This window comes from Amaricoccus sp. B4 (assembly GCF_043226085.1).
Taxonomy (GTDB): Bacteria; Pseudomonadota; Alphaproteobacteria; order Rhodobacterales; family Rhodobacteraceae; genus Amaricoccus.
This window is the reverse complement of sequence record NZ_CP171225.1, coordinates 923,130-945,110: the sequence shown is the minus strand read 5'-3', so window position 1 is coordinate 945,110 and position 21,981 is coordinate 923,130. Positions and strand designations below refer to the sequence as shown.

General features: G+C 65.5%; 23 protein-coding genes. 10 read left to right on the top strand and 13 right to left on the bottom strand.

Translation table 11 applies throughout. The features are described from left to right. Positions 1-10 precede the first annotated feature (10 nt). A complete protein-coding gene (gene fumC / locus ACF66B_RS04530; RefSeq protein ID WP_111430403.1) occupies positions 11-1,405 on the bottom strand; it encodes a class II fumarate hydratase in 1,395 nt (464 codons plus the stop codon). Positions 1,406-1,626: 221 nt separating this feature from the next. On the opposite strand from fumC, the gene ACF66B_RS04525 reads away from it, so the two are divergent. Together ACF66B_RS04525 and ACF66B_RS04520 are read left to right on the top strand one after the other, a co-directional pair. Continuing rightward, a complete protein-coding gene (locus tag ACF66B_RS04525) occupies positions 1,627-2,034 on the top strand; it encodes a DUF3775 domain-containing protein (protein WP_111430344.1) in 408 nt (135 codons plus the stop codon). Between the two features lie 106 nt (positions 2,035-2,140). Then, positions 2,141-3,235, top strand: a complete 1,095-nt coding sequence (locus ACF66B_RS04520) for an Acg family FMN-binding oxidoreductase (protein ID WP_392664158.1) — start codon at positions 2,141-2,143, stop codon at positions 3,233-3,235. A 12-nt stretch (positions 3,236-3,247) separates the two neighbouring features. Here the strand turns inward: ACF66B_RS04520 and ACF66B_RS04515 are convergent, their stop codons facing one another. After that, on the bottom strand, positions 3,248-3,736 hold the full coding sequence (locus ACF66B_RS04515; protein WP_111430345.1) for a ClpXP protease specificity-enhancing factor SspB: 489 nt from the start codon (positions 3,734-3,736) through the stop codon (positions 3,248-3,250). A 175-nt stretch (positions 3,737-3,911) separates the two neighbouring features. Here ACF66B_RS04515 and ftsY point away from each other — a divergent pair, with 175 nt between their 5' ends. From ftsY to ACF66B_RS04500, 3 genes are read left to right on the top strand one after another with little or no spacing between them, the layout of a single operon-like run. Beyond that, complete coding sequence (ftsY, locus tag ACF66B_RS04510; RefSeq protein ID WP_111430346.1) at positions 3,912-5,012, top strand: signal recognition particle-docking protein FtsY; 1,101 nt, start codon at positions 3,912-3,914, stop codon at positions 5,010-5,012. 4 nt (positions 5,013-5,016) lie between these two features. Then, positions 5,017-5,916, top strand: a complete 900-nt coding sequence (locus tag ACF66B_RS04505) for a DMT family transporter (protein WP_111430347.1) — start codon at positions 5,017-5,019, stop codon at positions 5,914-5,916. A gap of 21 nt (positions 5,917-5,937) precedes the next feature. Then, on the top strand, positions 5,938-6,552 hold the full coding sequence (locus tag ACF66B_RS04500) for a septation protein A (RefSeq protein ID WP_111430348.1): 615 nt from the start codon (positions 5,938-5,940) through the stop codon (positions 6,550-6,552). Between the two features lie 357 nt (positions 6,553-6,909). Here ACF66B_RS04500 and ACF66B_RS04495 read toward each other — a convergent pair whose 3' ends face one another. The 8 genes from ACF66B_RS04495 to ccmA all read right to left on the bottom strand — a co-directional run bounded on the left by ACF66B_RS04495 (position 6,910) and on the right by ccmA (position 13,335). Next, the gene (locus ACF66B_RS04495) at positions 6,910-8,346 is read right to left on the bottom strand and encodes a TIR domain-containing protein (RefSeq protein WP_392664153.1); all 1,437 of its coding nucleotides are present in this window, start codon (positions 8,344-8,346) and stop codon (positions 6,910-6,912) included. Between the two features lie 400 nt (positions 8,347-8,746). After that, a complete protein-coding gene (locus tag ACF66B_RS04490; RefSeq protein ID WP_111430350.1) occupies positions 8,747-9,922 on the bottom strand; it encodes a Xaa-Pro peptidase family protein in 1,176 nt (391 codons plus the stop codon). Beyond that, positions 9,909-10,451: a DsbE family thiol:disulfide interchange protein gene (locus ACF66B_RS04485; protein ID WP_392664150.1), complete on the bottom strand. Its 543-nt coding sequence runs from the start codon at positions 10,449-10,451 to the stop codon at positions 9,909-9,911. The genes ACF66B_RS04490 and ACF66B_RS04485 overlap by 14 nt, the downstream gene beginning before the upstream one ends. After that, on the bottom strand, positions 10,444-10,608 hold the full coding sequence (gene ccmD, locus ACF66B_RS04480) for a heme exporter protein CcmD (protein WP_111430352.1): 165 nt from the start codon (positions 10,606-10,608) through the stop codon (positions 10,444-10,446). The genes ACF66B_RS04485 and ccmD overlap by 8 nt, the downstream gene beginning before the upstream one ends. Next, positions 10,605-11,366 carry a heme ABC transporter permease gene (locus tag ACF66B_RS04475; RefSeq protein ID WP_111430353.1) on the bottom strand — a complete coding sequence of 254 codons (762 nt, stop codon included), beginning with the start codon at positions 11,364-11,366 and terminating at the stop codon, positions 10,605-10,607. The genes ccmD and ACF66B_RS04475 overlap by 4 nt, the downstream gene beginning before the upstream one ends. A gap of 76 nt (positions 11,367-11,442) precedes the next feature. Further along, entirely contained in the window at positions 11,443-11,907 is a 465-nt protein-coding gene (locus ACF66B_RS04470) for a hypothetical protein (protein WP_111430354.1), read from the bottom strand. A 97-nt stretch (positions 11,908-12,004) separates the two neighbouring features. Then, a complete protein-coding gene (ccmB, locus tag ACF66B_RS04465) occupies positions 12,005-12,670 on the bottom strand; it encodes a heme exporter protein CcmB (protein WP_111430355.1) in 666 nt (221 codons plus the stop codon). Next, positions 12,667-13,335 carry a heme ABC exporter ATP-binding protein CcmA gene (gene ccmA, locus ACF66B_RS04460; protein WP_111430356.1) on the bottom strand — a complete coding sequence of 223 codons (669 nt, stop codon included), beginning with the start codon at positions 13,333-13,335 and terminating at the stop codon, positions 12,667-12,669. Before ccmA ends, ccmB begins: the two co-directional genes overlap by 4 nt. Positions 13,336-13,514: 179 nt before the next feature. Between ccmA and acnA the strand changes: the two genes are divergently transcribed. Continuing rightward, a complete protein-coding gene (acnA, locus tag ACF66B_RS04455) occupies positions 13,515-16,265 on the top strand; it encodes an aconitate hydratase AcnA (RefSeq protein WP_111430357.1) in 2,751 nt (916 codons plus the stop codon). A 170-nt stretch (positions 16,266-16,435) separates the two neighbouring features. Next, complete coding sequence (locus ACF66B_RS04450) at positions 16,436-17,146, top strand: DUF1223 domain-containing protein (protein WP_111430358.1); 711 nt, start codon at positions 16,436-16,438, stop codon at positions 17,144-17,146. A 25-nt stretch (positions 17,147-17,171) separates the two neighbouring features. On the opposite strand, the gene ACF66B_RS04445 is transcribed toward ACF66B_RS04450, so the two are convergent. Then, on the bottom strand, positions 17,172-18,080 hold the full coding sequence (locus ACF66B_RS04445; RefSeq protein WP_111430359.1) for a lauroyl acyltransferase: 909 nt from the start codon (positions 18,078-18,080) through the stop codon (positions 17,172-17,174). A 126-nt stretch (positions 18,081-18,206) separates the two neighbouring features. Then, positions 18,207-18,752 (bottom strand): translation initiation factor IF-3, encoded by a 546-nt coding sequence (gene infC / locus ACF66B_RS04440; protein WP_392664807.1) that lies wholly within the window; start codon positions 18,750-18,752, stop codon positions 18,207-18,209. Between the two features lie 262 nt (positions 18,753-19,014). On the opposite strand from infC, the gene ACF66B_RS04435 reads away from it, so the two are divergent. Next, positions 19,015-19,536 (top strand): hypothetical protein, encoded by a 522-nt coding sequence (locus ACF66B_RS04435; RefSeq protein ID WP_111430361.1) that lies wholly within the window; start codon positions 19,015-19,017, stop codon positions 19,534-19,536. Between the two features lie 31 nt (positions 19,537-19,567). Here the strand turns inward: ACF66B_RS04435 and ACF66B_RS04430 are convergent, their stop codons facing one another. Further along, a complete protein-coding gene (locus ACF66B_RS04430) occupies positions 19,568-20,770 on the bottom strand; it encodes a pyridoxal phosphate-dependent aminotransferase (protein ID WP_111430362.1) in 1,203 nt (400 codons plus the stop codon). 106 nt (positions 20,771-20,876) lie between these two features. Between ACF66B_RS04430 and ACF66B_RS04425 the strand changes: the two genes are divergently transcribed. Both ACF66B_RS04425 and bfr read left to right on the top strand, forming a co-directional pair. Next, positions 20,877-21,296, top strand: a complete 420-nt coding sequence (locus tag ACF66B_RS04425; protein ID WP_111430363.1) for a helix-turn-helix transcriptional regulator — start codon at positions 20,877-20,879, stop codon at positions 21,294-21,296. Between the two features lie 117 nt (positions 21,297-21,413). Further along, positions 21,414-21,899, top strand: coding sequence for a bacterioferritin (gene bfr / locus ACF66B_RS04420; protein ID WP_111430364.1), 486 nt, complete (start codon positions 21,414-21,416; stop codon positions 21,897-21,899). Positions 21,900-21,981: the final 82 nt, after the last annotated feature.

The following is a 21,981-nucleotide window of genomic DNA, read 5'->3' as shown; positions in this document are numbered from 1 at the left end:
CTGCCTCCGTTCAGGGTTTCGGGCCAAGCATGTCCTTTGGCTGAACCACTCTATCAAACGTTTCCTCGTCCACGAAGCCGAGCCTGATCGCTTCTTCCTTCAGCGTGGTGCGATTCTTGTGCGCGGTCTTCGCCACCTTGGTCGCGTTGTCGTAGCCGATGGTCGGGGCGAGGGCCGTCACCAGCATCAGGCTTTCCCACATCAGCTTCGAGATCCGCTCCTCGTCGGCCTTGATGCCCGCGATGCAGTTGTCGGTGAAGGCGCCCGCGGCGTCGCCGAGAAGCTGCATCGACTGAAGAACGTTGTAGGAAAGCATCGGCTTGTAGACGTTGAGCTCGAAATGGCCCTGCGAGCCTGCGAACCCGACGGCGGCATCGTTGCCCATCACATGGGCGCAGACCATGGTGAGCGCCTCGGCCTGCGTCGGGTTCACCTTGCCCGGCATGATCGAGGAACCGGGCTCGTTCTCGGGCAGGATCAGCTCGCCAAGGCCGCAGCGGGGGCCGGAGCCGAGCAGGCGCACGTCGTTCGCGATCTTGAAGAGCGAGGCGGCGACGGTCTTGAGCGCGCCCGACATCTCGACCATCGCGTCATGCGCGGCGAGTGCCTCGAACTTGTTGGGGGCGGTCACGAAGGGCAGCCCGGTGATCTCGGCGATCTTCGAGGCGACCGCTTCGGCAAAACCCGTCTTGGTGTTGAGCCCGGTGCCGACCGCCGTGCCGCCCTGCGCGAGCGGATAGATGTTGTGAAGGGCCGCGGTCACCCGCTTGATCGCCTGCTCGACCTGATAGGCATAGCCGGAGAATTCCTGGCCGAGCGTCAGCGGCGTCGCGTCCTGGGTGTGGGTGCGGCCGATCTTGATGATGTCCTTGAAGGCTTCCGCCTTCTCCACCAGCGCGGCGTGGAGCTTGCGCAGGCCGGGCAGCGTCACGTCCCGCGCGGTCATCGCCACGGCGACATGCATTGCGGTCGGGAAGGTGTCGTTCGACGACTGGCTCATGTTGCAGTGGTCGTTCGGGTGTACCGGCTTCTTCGAGCCCATCTCGCCGCCGAGCATCTCGATCGCGCGGTTGGAGATCACCTCGTTGGCGTTCATGTTGGACTGGGTGCCAGACCCCGTCTGCCAGACGACGAGCGGGAAATGGTCGTCGAGCTTGCCCTCGATCACTTCGGTTGCCGCCGCCGAGATCACCTCGGCGAGCTTCGGATCGAGCTTGCCCTGGGCTGCATTCACCTCGGCACAGGCCCGCTTGATGACACCGAGCGCGCGGACGATCGCCACCGGCTGTCTTTCCCAGCCAATCGGGAAGTTCAGGATCGACCGCTGCGTCTGGGCGCCCCAGTAGCGGTCGGCCTGAACCTCGAGCGGTCCAAAGCTGTCGGTTTCGGTGCGCGTCGCGGTCATCTGCCCCTCCTGCATGTGGAATTCGCGCTTCGTATATCGCTGCGGAGCTGTGAAATCCAACGGCTAATTGATGCCGAAGCCGGGTGTTTCGCAATATTCTTTCGCGAGGTGAGCGGGCCCGGGCTTGCCGCGCAACGCGAAAGGTATCATGTGATTGACACTTCCACGCGAATGGCGCGTAGTGAGACGCGCCAAATTCACAGTATGAAAGGGGAAATCCGATGGACGCGCTGTCGCTCAACCCTCGGTTCCTGCAAGAGCTGATCCTCAAGACGCGAGCGGTGATGGCGCAGACCAGCGAGCTCTCGAACGAAGACAGCGATACCGTCGATGAAGTGGCCTCGGCCCGCTATCTCGGCGATGATCGCAATCTCTCCGTCGACGAGGTGATTTCCGAGATCGAGGATCTCGAGCCCGACCAGCAGGCCGAACTCGTCGCGCTGATGTGGATCGGCCGCGGCGACATGGAGCCCGAGGAATGGGACGAGGCGGTGCAGCTTGCGATGCAGCGTCGTTCCGGATCTACCGCCGAGTATCTGCTCACCCACCCGCATCTCGCCGAACACTGGGACGAGGGTGTGGACAAGATCTTCGATGGCAGCGATCTCGTCGAGACCGGCGAATACTGAATCGCCGCCTCACCTGAGCCGGACCTGTCCGGCTTGATCTGCGTCATGGCTGCGCGGCCCGCACATCCCGAAGGCTTCTGCAGGATTGGCCGGAGGCAGAGGCACAATGTTGGGGCGGCGCGGAGTTCTGGTCGGAGGCGGCGCGCTTGCGGCCGCGGGCGGCGGGTTGTTGGCCTTCAACGCGGCGGCGGGGCGCGCCTACGAGGCGGAGGTCACGGCGGTCTGGGCCGATGCCGGGATGCCGTCCGGATACGGGGCCGCGGAGGTCTATCGCCGCCTCGTCCACTTCGCGACCCTGGCGGCAAATGCGCATAACACCCAAGCTTGGTATTTCGACCTCTTTCCCGACCGGATTGCGATCCGCCCGGATTTCTCGCGGCGCACGCCGGTGGTGGATCCCGACGACCATCACCTCTATGCGAGTCTTGGCTGTGCGGCGGAGAACCTGCGCATCGCCGCCGAGGCCTCGGGTTTCGTGGCCTCTGTCACCGGCAATGACCAGGGTGTGATCGTTCGCCTCGATCCCGCGGCGCCACGACCCTCCGAGCTCTTCGCCGCCCTGCCGCGCCGCCAGTCCGTCCGGTTCGATTTCGCCGGCATGCCACTCGATGCGGCGACCATCTCCGCTCTCGCCGAGGCGGCTGCGATCCCCGGCGTGGAGATCCGGCTCCTGACCGACCGCCAGGCGCTCGTCCGGATCGCCGAGCTGGTGGTCGCCGGAAATACGCTGCAGCTCGGCGACCCGGCCTTTCGCGAGGAGCTGCGCCGCTGGATCCGCTTCAACGGCTTCACCGCCGCCGAGACAGGTGACGGTCTCTTTTCGGCGACCACGGGCGCGCCCTCGATGCCGACGTGGCTCGGGCGACGCCTGTTCGATCTTCTGCTGAATGCGGATGCGGAGAACCGGAAATACGAGCGTCAGGTCGCCTCGTCTTCGGGTGTCGCGGTATTTATCGCCGATCGGGCAGAGCCGGAGGGCTGGATCGCCGCAGGCCGAGCAGCGCAGCGGTTCGCGCTTGCCGCCACCAGTCGCGATATCCGCTGCTCGTTTCTCAACCAGCCGATCGAAGCGGTGCCGGTACGTGCCGAGCTTCAGAGCTATCTCCAAACGGATAGGCGGCCGGATCTTCTGATGCGCTTCGGGCCTGGCCCCGCCGCCCCGCGTGCGCTTCGGCGCCCGGTGGCGGCGGTCCTCGCCTGAGGCGGCCCCGGCTCAGTGCTTGCGGAACTTGTCGAGGCTCACCACCTCGGCATCATGTTCCTTGGGCTTTGACGAGGCTTCGGCGGTTTCCTCATCGGCCGCATCCTCGTCGTCTTCGTCCTCATCGTCGTCCTCGATGTCGAAATCCTGCTGCCCGTCGAAGCGCAGGCCGAATTCGACCGAAGGATCGACAAAGGTCTTGATCGCCTCGAACGGGATCACGATCGGCTCGAGCACATTGCCGAAATTGAGCGTCACCGTGAAGCGGTCGGACATGACGGCGAGATTGTCGAACCACTCCTGGAGCACGATCGTCATTTCCTTCGGATAGCGCTGCCGGAGCGACTCGGACATGTCGACCCCGGGGTGGGCCGTGTCGAAGGTGATGAAGAAGTGGTGGTTGCCCGGCAGGCCTTCTTCCGCGACCTGGCTCAGCACATCCATGATGAGCTGTCGCAGCGCCTTGTGCATCAGGCGGCCGTAGTTGATCGTGTGCGTCATGGCGGGCGGTTCCTAACTGGGTTTCCACGACAATATATGATTCAGGTGTCAGGAAAAGGGGGGGCGCGATTTTCGCACGCGTCGCGCCGGACGTTGGCGCTTCGGCGCTTGCGCGGATTTGCATCCGCCGCCGCCCCGGTTTAGGGGTTGGCGTCGGTTTTCTGGGGGTGGCTGCATGGCATTCTTCCGCAAGCTCAAGGACAAGCTGTTCAAATCCTCCTCGAAGATCGAGGAGGGCCTTGATGCGATCATCAGCGAGGGCGAGGATCAGGCTCCGGACGCGGCGGAGGTTCCCGAAGCTCCCGCCCCGGAACCGGCTGCGCGTGCAGCCGAGCCCGAGCCCCGGCCTGCCACGCCGGCACCGGCGCCTGCGTCCACGCCGGATACGTCAGCGGCGGAGGAGCCGCGGCGCGGCCTTGCCGGGCGGCTCTTCGGCGGGGCCGAAAAGGGCCGTGTGCTCGATGACGAGATGCTCGAAAGCCTCGAGGATCTGCTGATCACGGCGGACATGGGAGTCGAGACCTCGCTCAAGCTCACCTCCAACATCGCCGAGGGCCGGTTCGGCCGCCGGGTGGGCGCGCGCGAGATCCGTGAGGCGCTCGCGACCGAGATTGCCGCGGTGCTGGAGCCGGTGGCGCGGCCGATGCCGATCTATCCCAAGCGGCCGCAGGTGGTGCTGGTCGTCGGGGTGAACGGTTCGGGCAAGACCACGACGATCGGCAAGCTCGCGAGCCAGTTCCGCGCCGCGGGCAAGTCCGTGGTGATCGCGGCGGGCGATACCTTTCGCGCCGCGGCAGTCGAGCAGCTCCAGGTGTGGGGCGAGCGGGCCGGGGTGCCTGTGCTCACTGCGCCGCATGGCTCGGACCCTGCAAGCCTTTCCTTCGAGGCGATGGAGAAGGCCGAGGCGGAAGGCGCCGATCTGCTTCTCATCGACACCGCCGGGCGGCTCCAGAACCGCAACGACCTGATGCAGGAGCTCGCCAAGATCGTCCGGGTGATCCGCAAGAAGGATCCGGAGGCACCGCACAACACACTCCTCGTGCTCGACGCCACCACCGGGCAGAACGCGCTCGCCCAGGTCGAGATCTTCCAGAAGATCGCCGATGTCTCGGGCCTCGTGATGACGAAGCTCGACGGCACGGCGAAGGGTGGGGTTCTCGTGGCGCTGGCCGACCGCTTCGGGTTGCCGATCCATGCGATTGGCGTGGGCGAGGGGATCGACGATCTCTCGCCCTTCGATCCGGAGGACTTCGCCCGCGCCCTGACGGGGCTCTGAGGCGATGGAAGCGTGGATCGCAGGCTTCGAGGGCACGCCGGCCGCGGAGCACCTCGCGATGGCGCTCGCCCTGCTGGCCGCGGTCAGCCACGCGGTTTTCGGCGCGCTCCAGAAGGGCCGGCACGACCCCTGGCTTTCCCGCGGGGCGATCGACATCAGCTATTCGCTGATGGCGCTGCCGGTCGCGCTGCTGCTCGTGCCCTGGCCGGAGGGGCGGCAGTGGCTGATTCTCCTCGGCGCGGCGATCATCCATCTTGCCTACAAATACGCCCAGGCGCGGGCCTATGACCGGGGAGACTTCACGGTCGTCTATCCGATCGTGCGCGGCATGGGGCCGCTCGTCACGGTCGCGGCGGCGGGGGTGGTCTTCTCGGAGAGCTACTCGGCGGTGCAATGGGCGGGCGTGCTGCTCCTGTCGGGCGGGATCTTCTCGCTTTCGGCCTTCAATCTCGCGAGCGTCAGCATCGGGCGGCGCCGGCTTCTGGCCGCACTTGCCTGGGCGATGGTGACCGGGGTGCTGGTCTCGACCTACACGACCTATGACGCCTACGGGATCCGCGAGACCCCCAACCCCTTCACCTTCCTCGCGTGGTTCTTCGTGCTAGACGGGGTGCTCTTTCCCTGGATCGCGCTGCGCCACTACGCGACCATGCCCGATCCGCCCGACCTCGGGCCGCTGTTCCGACGGGGGATCATCGGCGGGCTGGTGGCCTATGTGAGCTTCGGCTCGGTCATGATGGCGACCCGGCTCGACAAGGTGGGGGAGGCGGCGGTCCTGCGCGAGACCTCGGTGGTCTTCGCCGCGCTGATCGGCTGGCTCTTTCTCGGCGAGCGGGTCGGGCCCTGGCGGGCGGCTCTCGTAGTTCTGATCGCGCTTGGCGCGGTAATTGTGGAATTCGGCTGAAAGCCGCGGTAGGAGCCGGACATGGCTGAGCGCAAGATACATCCCCTTCTCAAGATCGCCCTCGAAGTCGGGCCGATCGCGATCTTCTTCCTGGCCTACCGGATGGCGCCGGTGCCGGACGGGCTCGATGCGACCGAACGCCAGCTCGAGCAGATCCTGTTCTCGACCAAGGTCTTCATCCCGACGATCCTCGCGACCCTCGGGATCAGCTTCGCGCTCACCCGGAAGCTTCCGAAGATGGCGGTCATCACGGCGATCGTGGTGGTGGTGTTCGGGGGGCTCACGATCGTCCTGCATGACGATACCTTCGTGAAGATGAAGCCGACGATCCTCTACTGCATCTTCGCGGGCATCCTCGGCTTCGGGCTGCTCCGTGGGCAAAGCTATCTTCGCTATCTGATGGACGAGCTCCTGCCGATGCAGCGGGAGGGGTGGATGAAGTTCACCCGGCGCTTCGTGGTCTTCTACCTGTTTCTCGCGGTGCTGAACGAGGTGGTCTGGCGCGGGTTAGGGACGGACATGTGGGTGAATTTCCGTACGTTCGTGCTTCCGATCGCCAACTTCGGCTTCGTCATGGCCCAGCTCCCGCTCTTCCAGCGCTATTCGATCGTCCAGAAGGCCGACGAAGGGGTGTGAGGGGCCGGGGTGCCCTGACCGTGAAAACGGGGGTTTTCACCGTGAAAATTTTGGTAAGTTGCTGAAATTTCGGATTAAAGTGGCTAACAAATTGTGAATGGGCGTTTTGTTGGCCTTTGAGGGCCGACATTGCGCCGGTTTTGGTTGGTCGGACCTTGGATTCGTGTGCGGCGGTGCACTGCATCCCGGACATGAAGGGCGGGAAGCGGTTGTTCGCTGCGCCCAAAACTAATGTCCGCAAGAGTGCAAACGAAGCCGTTGTGGGTTGCCATACAAGGAGCGATTAGCACGCCTGCCCAGCGCTCTGGCCCTGTGTACAGAGGAGGCGGACTGATCAACCGAACCTTGTTGACGAGGTCAGAGGCTGGTGAGCTTGCCCGCGATGCGCAGAACTATGTCGTCAATAATCGCGTCTGCCTGCGCATCGATGTCGCCACTGTAATCGAAGTGGATCGAAACGAGATCGGTAGGGATGCCAGGGAAAATCGTCTTGTCGAGAAAGACGGGGATCACCTCAGCCTCCGAAACCCTTTGGGTGAAACAGTCCCGCTCGAAAGTGGGCCAAACCTTGTCCTTGTGGTGCTGGTCAAGAATTGCGACAACCAAACGCGATTTTCGGACAAATATGTCCAAGAACTGTTGGGACCAAAGGCCGCCCAGATAATTGTCTTCATAGTTGCGGTCGTAGAACACCGAGATGTCGAGTTCCCGGAGTTTCTGGCCGATGAAGTCGGCAATGTCGCGGTTTTCACCCGCAAAGGATATTGCAATATCCCACTCGAAATCACGAGGATCATCGCGGAAACCGCAGCGCTGGCGAAGGTCTTCCCAGTTCAGGTTCTTGATGTAGTAGAAAAGGGCTGGGTCTTCGATCGCGAAGTTTTTGGTGTCGGCGTCATAGTAAAACAATCGGGCGCAGGTCTCCTTCTGATCAAGTAGAACTCGCAACCGGTGATCCTTGACATTGTTTATGCTGCCCTTGATGTCGTGACGAGCATTCGCGAGTTCGTTCAGGTCGACGTTCGATTGCTCCAACTCGGATACAGCCCGCAGCAGCTTGTAGTAAGGATCGTTCGTCGGACGGAAACGCCTACCGCGGCAAAATTCGCGAACCGCCGGATCGTAGTTGTGATGGAGCGTCTCCACGACTTGAGCCTTGATCGTGTCCTGTGTCCAGTTGATGTGGTGCGTCACTTCGCGAGTTTGATCGACATTCGCCGAGATGCAGATCGTTTTGCATATCTGCTGGGTGAGCCAATAGTCGCCCCTACTGTCCGTTATAATGGCTTCTTGCTCTTCGATTTTGATGTTCAGTCGAATGCTTCCGAGCTTGATCATCTCGCCGATCACGGCAGGAGTACCCGGGGCAATGCGGTGAATGCCCATGCGCTTCGCAATGTCCGGGACCAGTTGGATGAGGTCCGATCCAACGTTGTTGATCCCAATAATGATGAGCTTTGGCAGCCCATCACGATTATCCCGTTCGGCAATCACTTTTGCCAGATTAGCAAGACGTTCTTTCGTTTCTTTGTTGAGACGGTGGAAGTCGTCAACGACGAAGGTCTCATCACCGGATTCTTCGCTAATAGCCTCGATGATCGGGAGATCCTTGGGCTCGCGCGGCGTCAAAAGTCTTGGTGCGTTCTCAGGGAAGATTTCCGCAAGCGCTTTCTTGACGGTTGTAGTCTTACCTGTGCCTGATTGACCTTCGACGACGACCGGCTTTCCTTTGCGTCGCAAATCGACGAGAAGTGCTGTGAAGTTAGGGGGCTTCACGAATGTGAATTCAGGCACGCCCTCCGTAACGAAAACATCTTCCAAATATGCCATTTGAGTCCCGAAATTGCGGACACTTTCGTTTTCCGATCACCGAAGGTGGCGCAATTACGTTTTTTCTTCAAGAGCGTCTGCACGGCAGATGGACAAATCGAGCGCTGTATGGTGGGCACCGCACATACCGCTGGTCATCTTCGAGCAAGGCGGATCGCTTATCCGCGATGGTTAACCACTATCGGTTGGAAGCGGCCATCCGACGAATGCAGAACGAACGACAGCTTAGGGCCGAAGGTAGTCGTTTGGTTCGGCAGATCAGAGGAAGGGCCGCAGGCCCGGCGGCGCTGCGCGCCTTGTTCGGGGCCGGGGGCCGAGTTGTTTCGCAGTAGGTTAGGCGGCAGTTGTGCATGGACGATCCGCCCTACCGCCGGATCAGGTCCAGCGGGGCCTGCGAGAGGGGTTCGGCGCCGGTTTCCGTGACGAGGGAGGTGCGGGCGAGGGTCATCGCGAGGCCGTTGGCCTCGTCGAAGAGGATCATGTGGATGAAGAAGGTGTTGCCGGGGCGGAGGATGTAGCTCTGGCCCTCGTAGAACATCGGCCAGTCCATCCAGTTCGGCGCGAAGGTGGTGCCCAGGGAATAGCCGCAGGCGTTGAGCTTGTTGGCGCCCTGGCCGCGGGCCTCCATCACGGCGGCATGGGCCTCGAAGACGGCGCGGGCGGGCTCGCCGGGGCGCAGCGCGGCCTCGGCGGCCAGCAGCGCCTCCTCGCAGGCGGCGTGCATCGCGGCGACGCGCGGGTCGAGCCGGCCGATGACGACCGTGCGCATGAGTGCTGCGTGGTAGTGGCGCCAGGCGGCGGCGAATTCCAGCGTGAGGAGGTCGTCGGGATCGAGCGTGCGGCGGCCGGTGAAGTAGCGGCACATGAGCGCGCCGGGGCCCGAGCCGATGATCTGCTCGTTGGCCGGGTCGTCGCCGCCGCCGCGGTAGATCGCGCCCTGAAGCTCGGCGAGGATGTCGCCCTCGTAGGCGCCGGGGCGCGTGGCTGCGGTCGCGGCGGCGAGGGCCTCGTCGGCGAGGGCGGCGGCGCGGCGGACATGGGCGATCTCGGCGGGGCTCTTCACGGCGCGCAGGCGCGTGACGAGGAGCGAGGCGTCCTCGAGGCTGCCGAAGCCTTCGAGGGCGTCGGTGAGGCGGCGGCCCTTGGCGGCGGTGAGCCCGTAGGCCTCCCACTCGACGCCGAGGCGGCGGCCGGAGAGGCCGAGCTCGGCGAGGATGCCGCGGAGCTCGCGCTCCGGGGCGGCATGTTCGCCATCGGTCCAGATGCGGATGTCGCTCACGCGCGAGGTGAAGCGGGCCTGGAGGCGGTCGGCGGAGCGGGTGAGCAGCACGAGGCGGCCGTCGCCGGTGAGCACCATGGCCTGGAAATGCACGTAGCCGAAGGTGTCGTAGCCGGTCAGCCAGTACATGCTTTCCTGGCGGAAGAGCAGGAGCGCGTCGAGCCCCGCGCGCTCCATCTCGGCGAGCACGGCCTGCTGGCGGGCGCGGAACTCGGGCTCGTCGAAGTGGAGGTTGCGGGGCGGCGTGCTATCCTGCGGCATCGATCACCGGCTTCAGGCGTTTCTCGATGACCTCGCGGGTGAGCGGGCCGGGGTGGCGGAAGAGGATCTTGCCGCCCGGGCCGACGACGAAGGTTTCCGGCACGCCGTAGATGCCCCAGTCGATGCCGGTGCGGCCCGAGGCGTCCTCGCCGACCATGGCGTAGGGGTTGCCGAGCTCGGCGAGGAAGGCGGCGGCCTTCTCGGGGCTGTCCTTGTAGTTGATGCCGATGACGGGGCGCTCGGGGGTGCCGAGCTCCATCAGCACCGGGTGTTCGGCGCGGCAGGGCGCGCACCAGCTTGCCCAGAAGTTCACGAGCTTGATGCCGGGGCCGGTGAGGTCGGCGTCCGTGGGCGTGGGGCTGCCGGGAAATTCGGAGACATAGGCGAGCGGCGGGGTGGTCTTGCCGATGAGCGCGGAGGGGAGCGCGTTCGGGTCCTCGCGCTGGAGGCCGAACCAGGCGGCGACCGCGAAGGCGATGAAGAGGAGCGGCGGCAGCGCGATCAGCGGGTTGAAGCGACGCTCAGCCACGGCTGCGCCCCCGGATCTCGGCCTCGGCGCGCTCGAGCGCGCGGCGGACGCGGGCGCTGCGCCAGAGCGAGACGGCGACGAGGGCGGCGAGGAGGGCGATCGTCGCGCCATAGGCGCCGAGGACGGTTCCGGCGTAGCGTCCGAGGTCGGGCATCATGCCTTGTGGGCCTCCATGGGGCGGGGGGCGGCCTGCTGGGCCTGCATCTGTTCGATGGCGCGCAGCCGGCGGGCGCGGATTTCGGTGCGGGTGCGCAGGAGCACGAGGGTGATGAAGAGCAGCACGAAGCCCGCGATGCAGAGGAGCAGCGGCCAGTAGAAGGCGTTGTCGACGTTTTCGCGCTGGTCCATCGAGAGCGACGGGCCCTGGTGCAGCCCCTGCGACCAGAAGAAGACGGCGTAGCGCGAGAGGACGGCGAAGACGGAGCCGACGAGGCAGAGGATCGCGGTGAGGTCCGCGGCCTTTTCCGGGTCGTCGATGGCGGACCAGAGCGCGATGTAGCCGAGGTAGAAGACGAAGAGGATGAAGAACGAGGTGAGGCGCGGGTCCCAGGCCCACCAGGTGCCCCACATCGGTTCGCCCCAGATCGCGCCGGTGAAGAGCGTGATGAGCGTCATCACCGCACCGATGGGCGCGGCGGCACGGGCGGCTAGGGCTGAGACGTGGTGGCGGCGGATGAACCAGATCATCGAGGTCACCAGCATCATGAACCAGGCGTTGATGGCCATGAGCGCCGCGGGGACGTGGATGAAGAGGATCTTCACCGTGGCACCCTGCTGGTAGTCGTCCGGGGTGCCGAAGAAGCCCCAGCCGAGCCCGGCTGCGAGGCAGAGGACCGTGAGCCCCGAGAACGCGGGCAGGAGCGCCCCGGAGAGGCGCATGAACTGCACGGGATTGGCGAATTTCCAGATCGACATGCCGCCTTTTAGAGCCGACGGGCGCGCGGTTCAATCGCCTGAAAGTACTGTAACACCTTCGTGGGCGCGCGAGGGCTCAGGGCAGGATCACGCCGGGCTCGCCGACGGGCCCGGCAAGCGGGTCGAGGGGCAGGTCGGCGGGCGGCGCGGATGCGGTTGCCGGCGCGATGGCGAGGGTGGGCGCTGGCGCGACGGGGTGCGCGGTCTGCGGCAGGGCGATGGGCGTGGCGGCGCGGGGGGCGGCCTCGGCCGGTGCGACGGTTTCCGCCGAAGCAGTGTCCTTGCCGCCGCAGCGGGTGAAGGCATCGCTCCAGCCGCGGGCATAGGCGGTGTCGTTCTCGAAGGAGGTGGCATCCCGGAGGCGCGGGCCGCTGCCCGCCGCGGAGGATTGCCCGGAGGTGCAGCCGTCATCGAAGCCCTGACGGTAGGCGGGAGGGGCGTCTGCCGCGGGGGCGGGCGGGGCGGCTTCCGGGCGCGCGTCGGGGTCGCCGCCGGCACAGGCCGCGAGGAGGAGGCAAGCGGCGAGGGCGCGTCCGGTCATGTCTCTCAACTCCTCTCCGGGAGATATTCCCGCATAGGTTGAATAGCATGAACGGTATGCGCCGGGCAATCATGCCGCGCAGCAATCTGTGCAGGCGTCAGCGCAGGTTGATGCGCAGGGCAGCGGCGGCGGCGAAGGGGGCGAGGGCGAGGATGAAGAGGGTGAGGCCCGCCAGCAGGGTGAGGGCGGGCATCGGGTCGGTGCCTTCGGCGGCACTGGCGACCGCGCGGGCCCCGAAGATCAGCGTCGGGATATAGAGCGGCAGGACGAGCACCGAGAGGAGCAGGCCACCGCGCCGCAGGCCGACGGTGACCGCCCCGCCGATTGCACCGAGAAAGCTGAGGCCGGGGGTGCCGAGGGCGAGGCTGGCCATCAGCCAGGCGAAGGCATCGCCCGGCAGGTTGAGGGTGATGGCAAGCACCGGCGCCACGATCACCAGCGGGAGGCCGGTGGTGAGCCAGTGGGCGAGCGCCTTCAGCGCCACGAGGCCCTCGAGGGGCAGCGGCGAGAGGGAGAGGATGTCGAGGGTGCCGTCCTCGTAATCGGTCTGGAACAGCCGGTCGAGGGAGAGCTGGCAGGCAAGCAGCGCGGCGAGCCAGAGCGTTCCGGGAGCGATGGCGCGGAGCCTTTCCGGGTCCGGGCCGGTGCCGAAGGGGACGAGCAGCACGACGATGAGGAAGAAGGAGAGGCCGAGCCCGGCGCCGCCGCCGGAGCGGAGCGCGAGCCTCAGTTCCCGGCCGAGGACGGCGGAGGCGGTCTTCATGGGGCAAGGCCTTCGAGGAACGGATCGTGATGGCCGGCGGTACCGGGACTGGCGGCCACGACGGGCGCAAGCGTGAGGTCGCGGGCGCTGCCGACATCAAGGGGCACGTGGGTTGCGATGATCGCGGCGCCGCCGCGGGCGCAATGCGCGCGGATGGCGGAAAAGAGCAGGGCGCAGGCGGGGCCGTCGAGCGAGACGGTGGGCTCGTCGAGCAGCCAGAGCGGCCGGTTGGGGGCGAGCGCCAGGCGGGCAAGGCCGAGCCGCCGTTTCTGGCCCGCGGAGCAGGCATGGGCGGGGCGCGCGGCGATCGCACCGAGATCGAAGGCCGCGAGCGCGGGCGCGATGTCGGGCGAACCGAAGAGCGCGCCCCAGAAGGCGAGGTTCTCGGCTACGGTGAGCTGTGGCTTGATGGCGTCAAGGTGGCCCGCATAGGCGATGCGCTCGGCATAGGCGTCATGGTCGCGGCCGAGCGGGATGCCGTCGAGGGTCACCGCGCCGCGGCTTCGCGGCAGGAGGCCTGCGAGCACGCGCAGGAGCGTGGACTTGCCCGAACCGTTGGGTCCGCGCAGCCCCAGCGCCTCGCCGCCGTCGAGCGTGAAGGAAACGCCCTCGAGAACGGGGCGACCGGAGCGTTGACAGGCGAGATCGGAAACGTCGAGGCGCATGAATCTCCGCATAGACTATTGACGCGGCGCCGGAAAGGGCGAGGCTGGCAAGGGACGGTGCAGATTTCTCCGAAATGTATACCGTTGTATTCTTTTCACCGTGCCTGCCATGTGCTAGAGGACGCACGGGCGGCACGGGAGCCGCGATTCACACAATCACGAGGGAGCATAGAGCCACCATGACCATTCAAGTGGGAACGGACACTGCAAAGACCCGCCGTTCACTGAGCGTGGACGGGTCCGAATATGCTTACTACTCGATCGCTGCGGCGGAAGAGGCTGGCCTTGGCGCATTCGAGAAGCTTCCCGCATCCCTCAAGGTCGTTCTCGAGAACCTGCTGCGCTTCGAGGACGGTGGCAAGACGGTCTCCGTCGACGACATCAAGGCCTTCGCCGAATGGGCGACGAATGGCGGCAAGAACCCGCGCGAGATCGCCTATCGCCCGGCCCGCGTGCTGATGCAGGACTTCACCGGCGTTCCGGCCGTCGTGGACCTCGCGGCGATGCGCGACGGCATCGTGACGCTCGGCGGTGACGCGCAGAAGATCAACCCGCTGAACCCGGTCGATCTCGTCATCGACCACTCGGTGATGATCGACGAGTTCGGCAATCCGCGCGCCTTCCAGATGAACGTGGACCGGGAATACGAGCGCAACATGGAGCGCTACGTGTTCCTCAAGTGGGGCCAGAAGGCGTTCAACAACTTCCGCGTGGTGCCGCCGGGAACCGGCATCTGCCATCAGGTGAACCTCGAATACCTCGCCAAGACCGTCTGGTCCGATACCGATCAGGCGGGCGGGCTGGTGGCCTATCCCGACACGCTGGTCGGCACCGACAGCCATACCACGATGGTCAACGGCGCGGCCGTGCTCGGCTGGGGCGTGGGCGGCATCGAGGCCGAAGCCGCGATGCTCGGCCAGCCGATCTCGATGCTCATCCCCGAGGTCGTGGGCTTCAAGCTCACCGGCTCGATGGTCGAGGGCACGACCGGCACCGACCTCGTACTCAAGGTCGTCGAGATGCTGCGCAAGCACGGCGTCGTCAGCAAGTTCGTGGAGTTCTACGGCGAGGGGCTCGACAACCTGCCGCTCGCGCAGCGCGCCACGATCGCCAACATGGCCCCCGAATACGGCGCGACCTGCGGCTTCTTCCCGATCGACAGCGAGACCCTGCGCTATCTCACCCAGACGGGCCGCCCCGAGGAGACCATCGCGCTCGTCGAGGCCTATGCCAAGGCCAACGGCATGTGGCGCGGCGCCGACTACGAGCCGATCTACAGCTCGACCCTGCATCTCGACATGGGCGAGATCGTTCCGGCGATCTCCGGTCCGAAGCGCCCGCAGGACTACCTGCCGCTCACCAGCGCCTCCTCGGCCTTCGAGAAGGTCGTTGCCGACTATCGTGGTCTCGATCTCTCGGATGACGCCAAGAACATGGCGGACGAGGGCCCGGTGGCGACGAAGCCCGTCGACGTCTGCAAGACGGCCAAGGTCGAGGGCGAGGCGTATGAGCTCAAGGACGGCTCGGTCGTGATCGCCTCGATCACCTCCTGCACCAACACCTCGAACCCCTATGTGCTTATCGGCGCCGGTCTGGTCGCCCGCAAGGCGCGCGCACTCGGCATCACCCGCAAGCCCTGGGTGAAGACCTCGCTCGCTCCCGGCTCTCAGGTCGTGACCGAGTATCTCGAGGCCGCAGGCCTGCAGGAAGATCTCGACGCGATCGGGTTCAACCTCGTTGGCTATGGCTGCACGACCTGCATCGGCAACTCCGGGCCGCTTCAGCCGGAAATCTCGAAGGCGATCAGCGAGAACGATCTGATCGCGACCGCGGTGCTCTCGGGCAACCGCAACTTCGAGGGCCGCATCAGCCCCGACGTGCGTGCCAACTACCTCGCCTCGCCGCCGCTCGTGGTCGCCTATGCGCTCGCCGGCGACATGAACATCGACATCACTTCGGAGCCGCTGGGCCAGGGTTCGGATGGCAAGGATGTCTATCTCAAGGACATCTGGCCGTCCGATGCCGAGATCGCCGAGCTCGTCGAGAAGGTCGTGACCCGCGAAGCCTTCGTCTCGAAGTATGCCGATGTCTTCAAGGGCGACGAGAAGTGGCAGGGCGTCGAGACCACCGACAGCGAGACCTACGACTGGCCGACGAGCTCGACCTATGTCCAGAACCCGCCCTACTTCCAGGGGATGGGCATGGAGCCGGGCACGATCAGCGACATCGAGGGTGCGAAGGTTCTGGCGATCCTCGGCGACATGGTCACCACCGACCACATCTCGCCGGCGGGCTCCTTCAAGCAGACCACGCCCGCGGGCAAGTATCTGATCGAGCGTCAGGTCGGCGTGCGCGACTTCAACTCCTACGGCTCGCGCCGCGGCAATCACGAGATCATGATGCGCGGTACCTTCGCCAACATCCGCATCAAGAACGAGATGCTGGACGGGGTCGAAGGCGGCTACACCAAGGGTCCGGACGGCGAACAGACCTCGATCTACGATGCCGCGATGGCCTACCAGGCCGAGGGCACGCCGCTCGTGATCTTCGGCGGCATGGAGTACGGCGCAGGCTCTTCGCGCGACTGGGCGGCGAAGGGCACGAGCCTTCTCGGCGTCAAGGCGGTGATCGCCGAGAGCTTCGAGCGCATCCACCGCTCGAACCTCGTCGGCATGGGGGTCATTCCCTTCGAGTTCACCGGCGGCGACACCCGCAAGACGCTGGGCCTCAAGGGCGATGAAACCGTCTCGATCAAGGGCCTGTCGGGCGATCTGAAGCCGCTCTCGCAGGTTCCGGCGACCATCACCTACGGCGATGGCTCGACCAAGGAGATTACGCTCAAGTGCCGCATCGATACCGCGGTCGAGATCGAGTATGTCGAGAACGGCGGCGTGCTGCACTACGTGCTGCGCAACCTCGCCCGCGCCTGACCCGCTCCGCGATGAAGGGCGGGTGCCGGAGCTGATCCGGCGCCCGCCTTCTCTTCCCCCTGCCTTCTCTTCACTTCGGCGACAGAGTGCCCGGCGCTCGCGAAGGCTTTACTGGCGCCCCCCGTGCCGTGCGGCTACCCCTGTAAGGCCCCAAAAGACACGGAGCATCGATGCCTCTTCTCGCGCTTGTCCTTGCGCTACTCCTGTTCGTTTCGCCGCAGGCCGGACGCGCGCAGCAAAACGCGGTGGTGCTCGAGCTCTATACGAGCCAGGGCTGTTCGTCCTGCCCGCCCGCCGACGCGCTGCTGCCGAAACTTGCCGACATGCCCGGCGTGATCGCGCTCGCCTTGCATGTCGATTACTGGGATTATCTCGGCTGGAAGGATTCCTTCGGCAACGTCCAGTACACCAAGCGGCAGAAGGCCTATGCCAAGGCGCTGCATCACCGGCCGCTCTACACGCCGCAGGCGGTCATCCAGGGTCAGGACATCATCGTCGGCCATCAAGAGCCGCAGATCGTCAAGGCGCTCAACGCCTATATGTCCGAGCCTTCGCCCGTCCGGCTCGATATCGATCGGGGCGCAGGCGGGATCCTGTCGATCCGGGCGACCTCGCGCGATGGCGCGGCTCTGCCCGGGCCCTTCGATGTCCAGCTCGTGCAGTTTCTCGAATCCGAAGGCGTGGATATCGAGGGTGGCGAGAATGCCGGCCGGAACATGACCTATACCAACATCGTGACCGACTGGCGCACGGTGGCGCATTGGGACGGGCTCACGCCGCTCGATCTCGAGATCACCGATCTCGCGCCGGATCAGCCCGTCGCGGTCATCGTGCAGGAAGCGGGAACCGGACCGGTCGTCACGGCCGCCGAGCTGCACTGAGCCGCAGCCCAGGCCGCGCGCGGCTTCAGGTCGGACCGGGTTCCGTCGCCGCCGGCAAGGATTTCGACCAGCGCCGGTGCAGCCAGTAATACTGACCGGGATGGGCGCGGATCCGGGCCGCCAGCGCGTCGTTCACTGCCTGCATCATTTCCCTGGCAGTTCCGCGCGCGATCGGCGGATCGACCTCGACCTCGATATGCATCCGGTCGGTCAGGCGATGGCTGAACGTCGGGATCAGCGGCACGTCGTATTTGAGCGCGAGCTGGGCTGCGACCAGGGAGGTGGGGGCGGGACGGCCGACGAAATCGAGCGGCTCGGCGCGGTGATCGTACTGGTCGATGAGGAGTGCCACGATGTTGCCCTTGGCGAGATGGGCCACGAGGCCGCGGGTGCCGCGGGCGCCCTTCTCGAACATCGGGGTGCCATTCGCATCCAGCCCGCGCTTGTAGATTGCGTTGATATAAGGGTTCTCCGTCCGCCGGTAGACTCCGGCGCAGGTGATACCGAGCGATGACATCCAGGCCCGCGAGCCTTCCCACTGCCCGAAATGCCCCGAGACGAGCACGGCTCCCTTGCCGTTGATGGCAGCCGCGCGAATGGCCTCCACGCCCGGCCCGGAGGGCGGCGGCGTAAGCAGATCATCGTCGCGAAACCGCTCGCCATGCAGCGTCTCGAGAAAGGTGCGCCCGAAGTTGTCGCCGGTCTCGCCCACGATGCGTGCTCGCTCTCCGGGCGAAAGCTCGGGGAGGACATAGGTGAGATTGGCTTCGATGCGGCGGCGCAGGCGGCGGTTGCGGGTGACGATCTGTCGGCCGATGAAGCCGCCTAGGCCGGCGCGCGCGCGATGCGGCAGGAGACGGGTGAACTCCACCAGCGCATAGACCGGCACGCTGGCGAGCCGGTCGAGGAGCGCGTTTCTATTCTTCTTGGCCATGGAAATCCCGGTCCACCGGAGGCGGCGGACCCGTCTGCGAGGGGCGCGTGCGCTCTGCCGCGCGCGCGGGGGCAGAGGAAAGCGGGAAGTGCCCTGCGCCGGGAGCGGGCCCCGGCGCGCGGAAGTTCAGTGCTTGATCGGGTTGATCATCATCACCATCTGGCGACCTTCGAGGCGCGGCATGGATTCGATCTTGCCGAGTTCCTCGATATCGCCGGCGACACGTTCGAGCAGCTTGCGTCCGAGATCGGCATGCGCCATCTCGCGACCGCGGAACCGGAGCGTCACCTTGACCTTGTCGCCACCCTCAAGGAACTTCACCACCGAGCGCATCTTGACGTCGTAGTCATGCGTATCGGTGTTGGGGCGGAACTTGATCTCCTTGACCTCGATGGTCTTCTGCTTCTTCCGGGCCTCGGATTCCTTTTTCTGCTGTTCATACTTGAACTTGCCGAAATCCATGATCTTGGCGACCGGCGGCGTGGCATTCGGGGAGATTTCCACCAGATCCAGCCCGGCCTCTGCCGCGAGCATCATGGCGCGGTCCGGAGAAATGACGCCGATATTCTCACCTTCGGCTCCGATGAGACGGATCTCCGAAGCACGGATGCGTTCGTTCACGCGGGGCCCGGTATCCCGGGTCGGCGGAGCATTATGTGGTCTGCGGGCGATGGTCGTTGCTTCCTTTTGATCGTTGACGGGACGAAAAAACCGGAGCACTGCCCCGGTATCGTGCCTTAACATAGTGCAAAACCGCAGCAAAGTGAAGGCTCTTCGGTGTCCGTCCGCCGATTCGTAGCGCTGCGCGGGGCCGCGCCGAAATCGTCGTGAGGCGATCACAGAACCGTGGGACATGTTGCAAGCGAGCGAGCAGCGCTGCATTTCATCGCTGGCAGAAGTCATTCGGCTCGCAGACCTCAGGAGGAAATTTCGCATGTCGCGTTTCATTTGGGTGATCGTCGTCATCATCGCAATCGTTCTCGGATACACCCTTTTCATGGGGTCGGAAGAGACCGAGACCCCGGTTCCGGTCACGGAGACCACCCCCGAATCGCCGGCGGATGCTGCTGTCGAGAATGCCGGCGAAGCGGCGCAGGACGCGGGCCAGGCCGCACAGGATGCGCTCGAGGCCACGGGCGATGCGGTGGACAACGCCGCCGAGAGTGCGGGCCAGGCGGCTCAGGACGCGCAGGATGCGGCCGGGGAAGCGGTCCAGTCGATCGAGGAGAAGGCGCAGGAGGCGACTGACGCGGTACGCGAGGAAGCCAACGAGGCAATCCAGAAGATCGACAACGCCACCACGCCCGAGACGACGGCCCCGGAGACGCCGGAAACCACCACACCGGAGACCACGGCGCCCGCGGGTGACGAGTCCTCGATCGACAGCCAGATCCGCGGCATGGTGAACGAGAGCACCCCGCCCGCCGCGGAAGAAACCCAGCCTGCGCAGCAGTAAGACTGCGCGGCAAAGCTCCTGCAGCCGAGCTTCAGCTGAGCCGGCTGCAGAAGCGCGCGATGCGGGCGCAGGCCTCTTCGAGGGTTGCGTCCGCGGCCGCATAGCTGATGCGGAAATTCGGCCCGGACCCGAAAGCGGCCCCAAAAACCACGGCAACGCCTTCGGCATCCAGAAGCTCCCGCGCGAAATCCTCGTCGGTCTCGATCCGGGCTCCCTCGGGTGTGTGGCGCCCGATGAGTTTCGCGACCGAAGGGTAGACGTAGAAGGCGCCTTCCGGCACCGGGCAGAGCAGCCCCTCACAGGCATTGAGCCGCTCGACCACGAGATCGCGGCGGCGCCGGAACGCGGTGCGCGCTTCGGACAGATAGTCCTGCGGGCCTTCGAGCGCCTCGACCGCGGCCCACTGGCTGATCGAGCATGCGTTGGTGGTCGACTGGCCCTGGAGCGTGATCATCGCACGGATGAGCGGCGTGGGGCCCGCGGCATAGCCGATGCGCCAGCCGGTCATCGCATAGGCCTTGGAGACGCCATTGACGGTCAGCGTGCGATCGATGAGGCGGGGCTCGACCTCGGCTGGGGTGCAGAAGCGGAAGGGGTCATAGGCGATGTGCTCGTAGATATCGTCGCTTAGCACCCAGACATGATCGTGGGCGACGAGGACATCCGTAAGCGCCTTCATCTCCTCGTGCGAATAGCCCGCGCCGCTCGGGTTCGACGGCGAGTTGAGGATCAGCCACTTGGTCTTCGGCGTAATGGCGCCCTGCAGCGCGCCGGGGGTGATCTTGAAGCCGTTTTCCATCGTGCCGGGCACGATCACCGGCGTGCCGCCGGCGAGGCGGACGATGTCGGGGTAGCTCACCCAGTAGGGCGCGGGGATGATGACCTCGTCGCCGGGATCGACGGTGGCCATCAGTGCATTGAAGAGCGCCTGCTTGCCGCCGGTGGAGACGATGACTTGTTCGGGGGCATAGTCGAGCGAATTCTCGCGGGAGAACTTGCCGCAGATGGCGCGGCGGAGCTCGATCAGTCCCTCGGGCGAGGTGTAGCGGGTCTCTCCGCGGTCGATCGCGGCCTTCGCGGCGGCACGGATGTTTTCCGGCGTGTCGAAATCGGGTTCGCCGGCGCTGAGGCTGATGATGTCGCGCCCCGCCGCGCTGAGCTCGCGCGCCTTGGCGGTGATCGCCACGGTGGGGGAGGGCTTGATGCGCCCGAGAGCTGCGGACAGGAACGACATGGGGCACCCCTTTGCAATCGCGACCCCGGTGTCTTAGGGTCCACCGCGAAGGCAGGCAAGCCTGCAGGCAGACGAGCGCGAGGGGTTCAGCGCAAGGGAGACGCAGATGTCCGGCACCAGTTCCGGCAACCCCGCGGCTTCGGACGGCGAAGACTATTCCGATGCCGCGGCCACATTCGGAGATCGCATCACGCTGGCGCGCGAGGCGCTCGGCCTTGACCAGTTGGGGCTTTCCGAGAAGCTCGGGGTGAAACTCACGACGATCCAGAACTGGGAGGAGGACCGGGCGGAGCCGCGGGCCAACAAGCTTCAGATGCTGGCAGGTGTGCTCAACGTCTCGATGATCTGGCTGATAAGCGGGCGCGGAGAGCAGCCGGGTTTTGCCGGGCAGGAGGCGCATCGCGTGGTGGAGGAATGCCTGGCCGAGCTTCGGGAACTGCAGGGCGAACAGCGACAGATTTCGGAGCGCATGGTGCAGGTCGAGCGCAGGCTCCGCCTTGCCTTCGACGGCGTCGAACCCATCTGAGGCAAACCGGGCGATCGCGCGGTTCCGGGCGGTTGACAGGGCCTGGAGCGAAGGGGATACCCGAGAGGTTTCCAGGTTGCGCCGGCATTCGCGGCGCAGAATCCAAGAGGGGCGCACATGAAGGGCGACAAGAAAGTCATTGAATATCTGAACGCGGGGCTTCGCAGCGAGCTGACCGCAGTCAGCCAGTACTGGCTGCATTTCCGGCTTCAGGACGACTGGGGCTTCGGCAAGCTTGCGGCGAAGTCCCGGGCCGAAAGCATCGAAGAGATGCACCACGCCGACAAGTTCATCGAGCGGATCCTCTTCCTCGAAGGTCATCCCAACCTGCAGAAGCTCGACTCGCTCCGGATCGGAGAGACGGTGAAGGAAACCCTCGAGTGCGATCTCGCCGCCGAGCATGACGCGCGCAAGCTCTACATCGAGGCGCGCGAGCACTGCGAAAAGGTCGGCGACTATGTCTCGAAGAACCTCTTCGAGGAACTGATCGCCGATGAGGAAGGCCATATCGACTACCTCGAGACCCAGCTCGATCTGCTTGGCAAGCTCGGCGAGGAGAAATACGGCCTGCTGAACGCCAAGTCCGCCGACGAAGCGGACTAAGCCGCTTCAGAACGCGCCAGCCAGCCCCCTCGGGACGGAGCCGCTGCCCTGCGCTCCGTCCGCCTCGGGGCAGCCAGCGCGG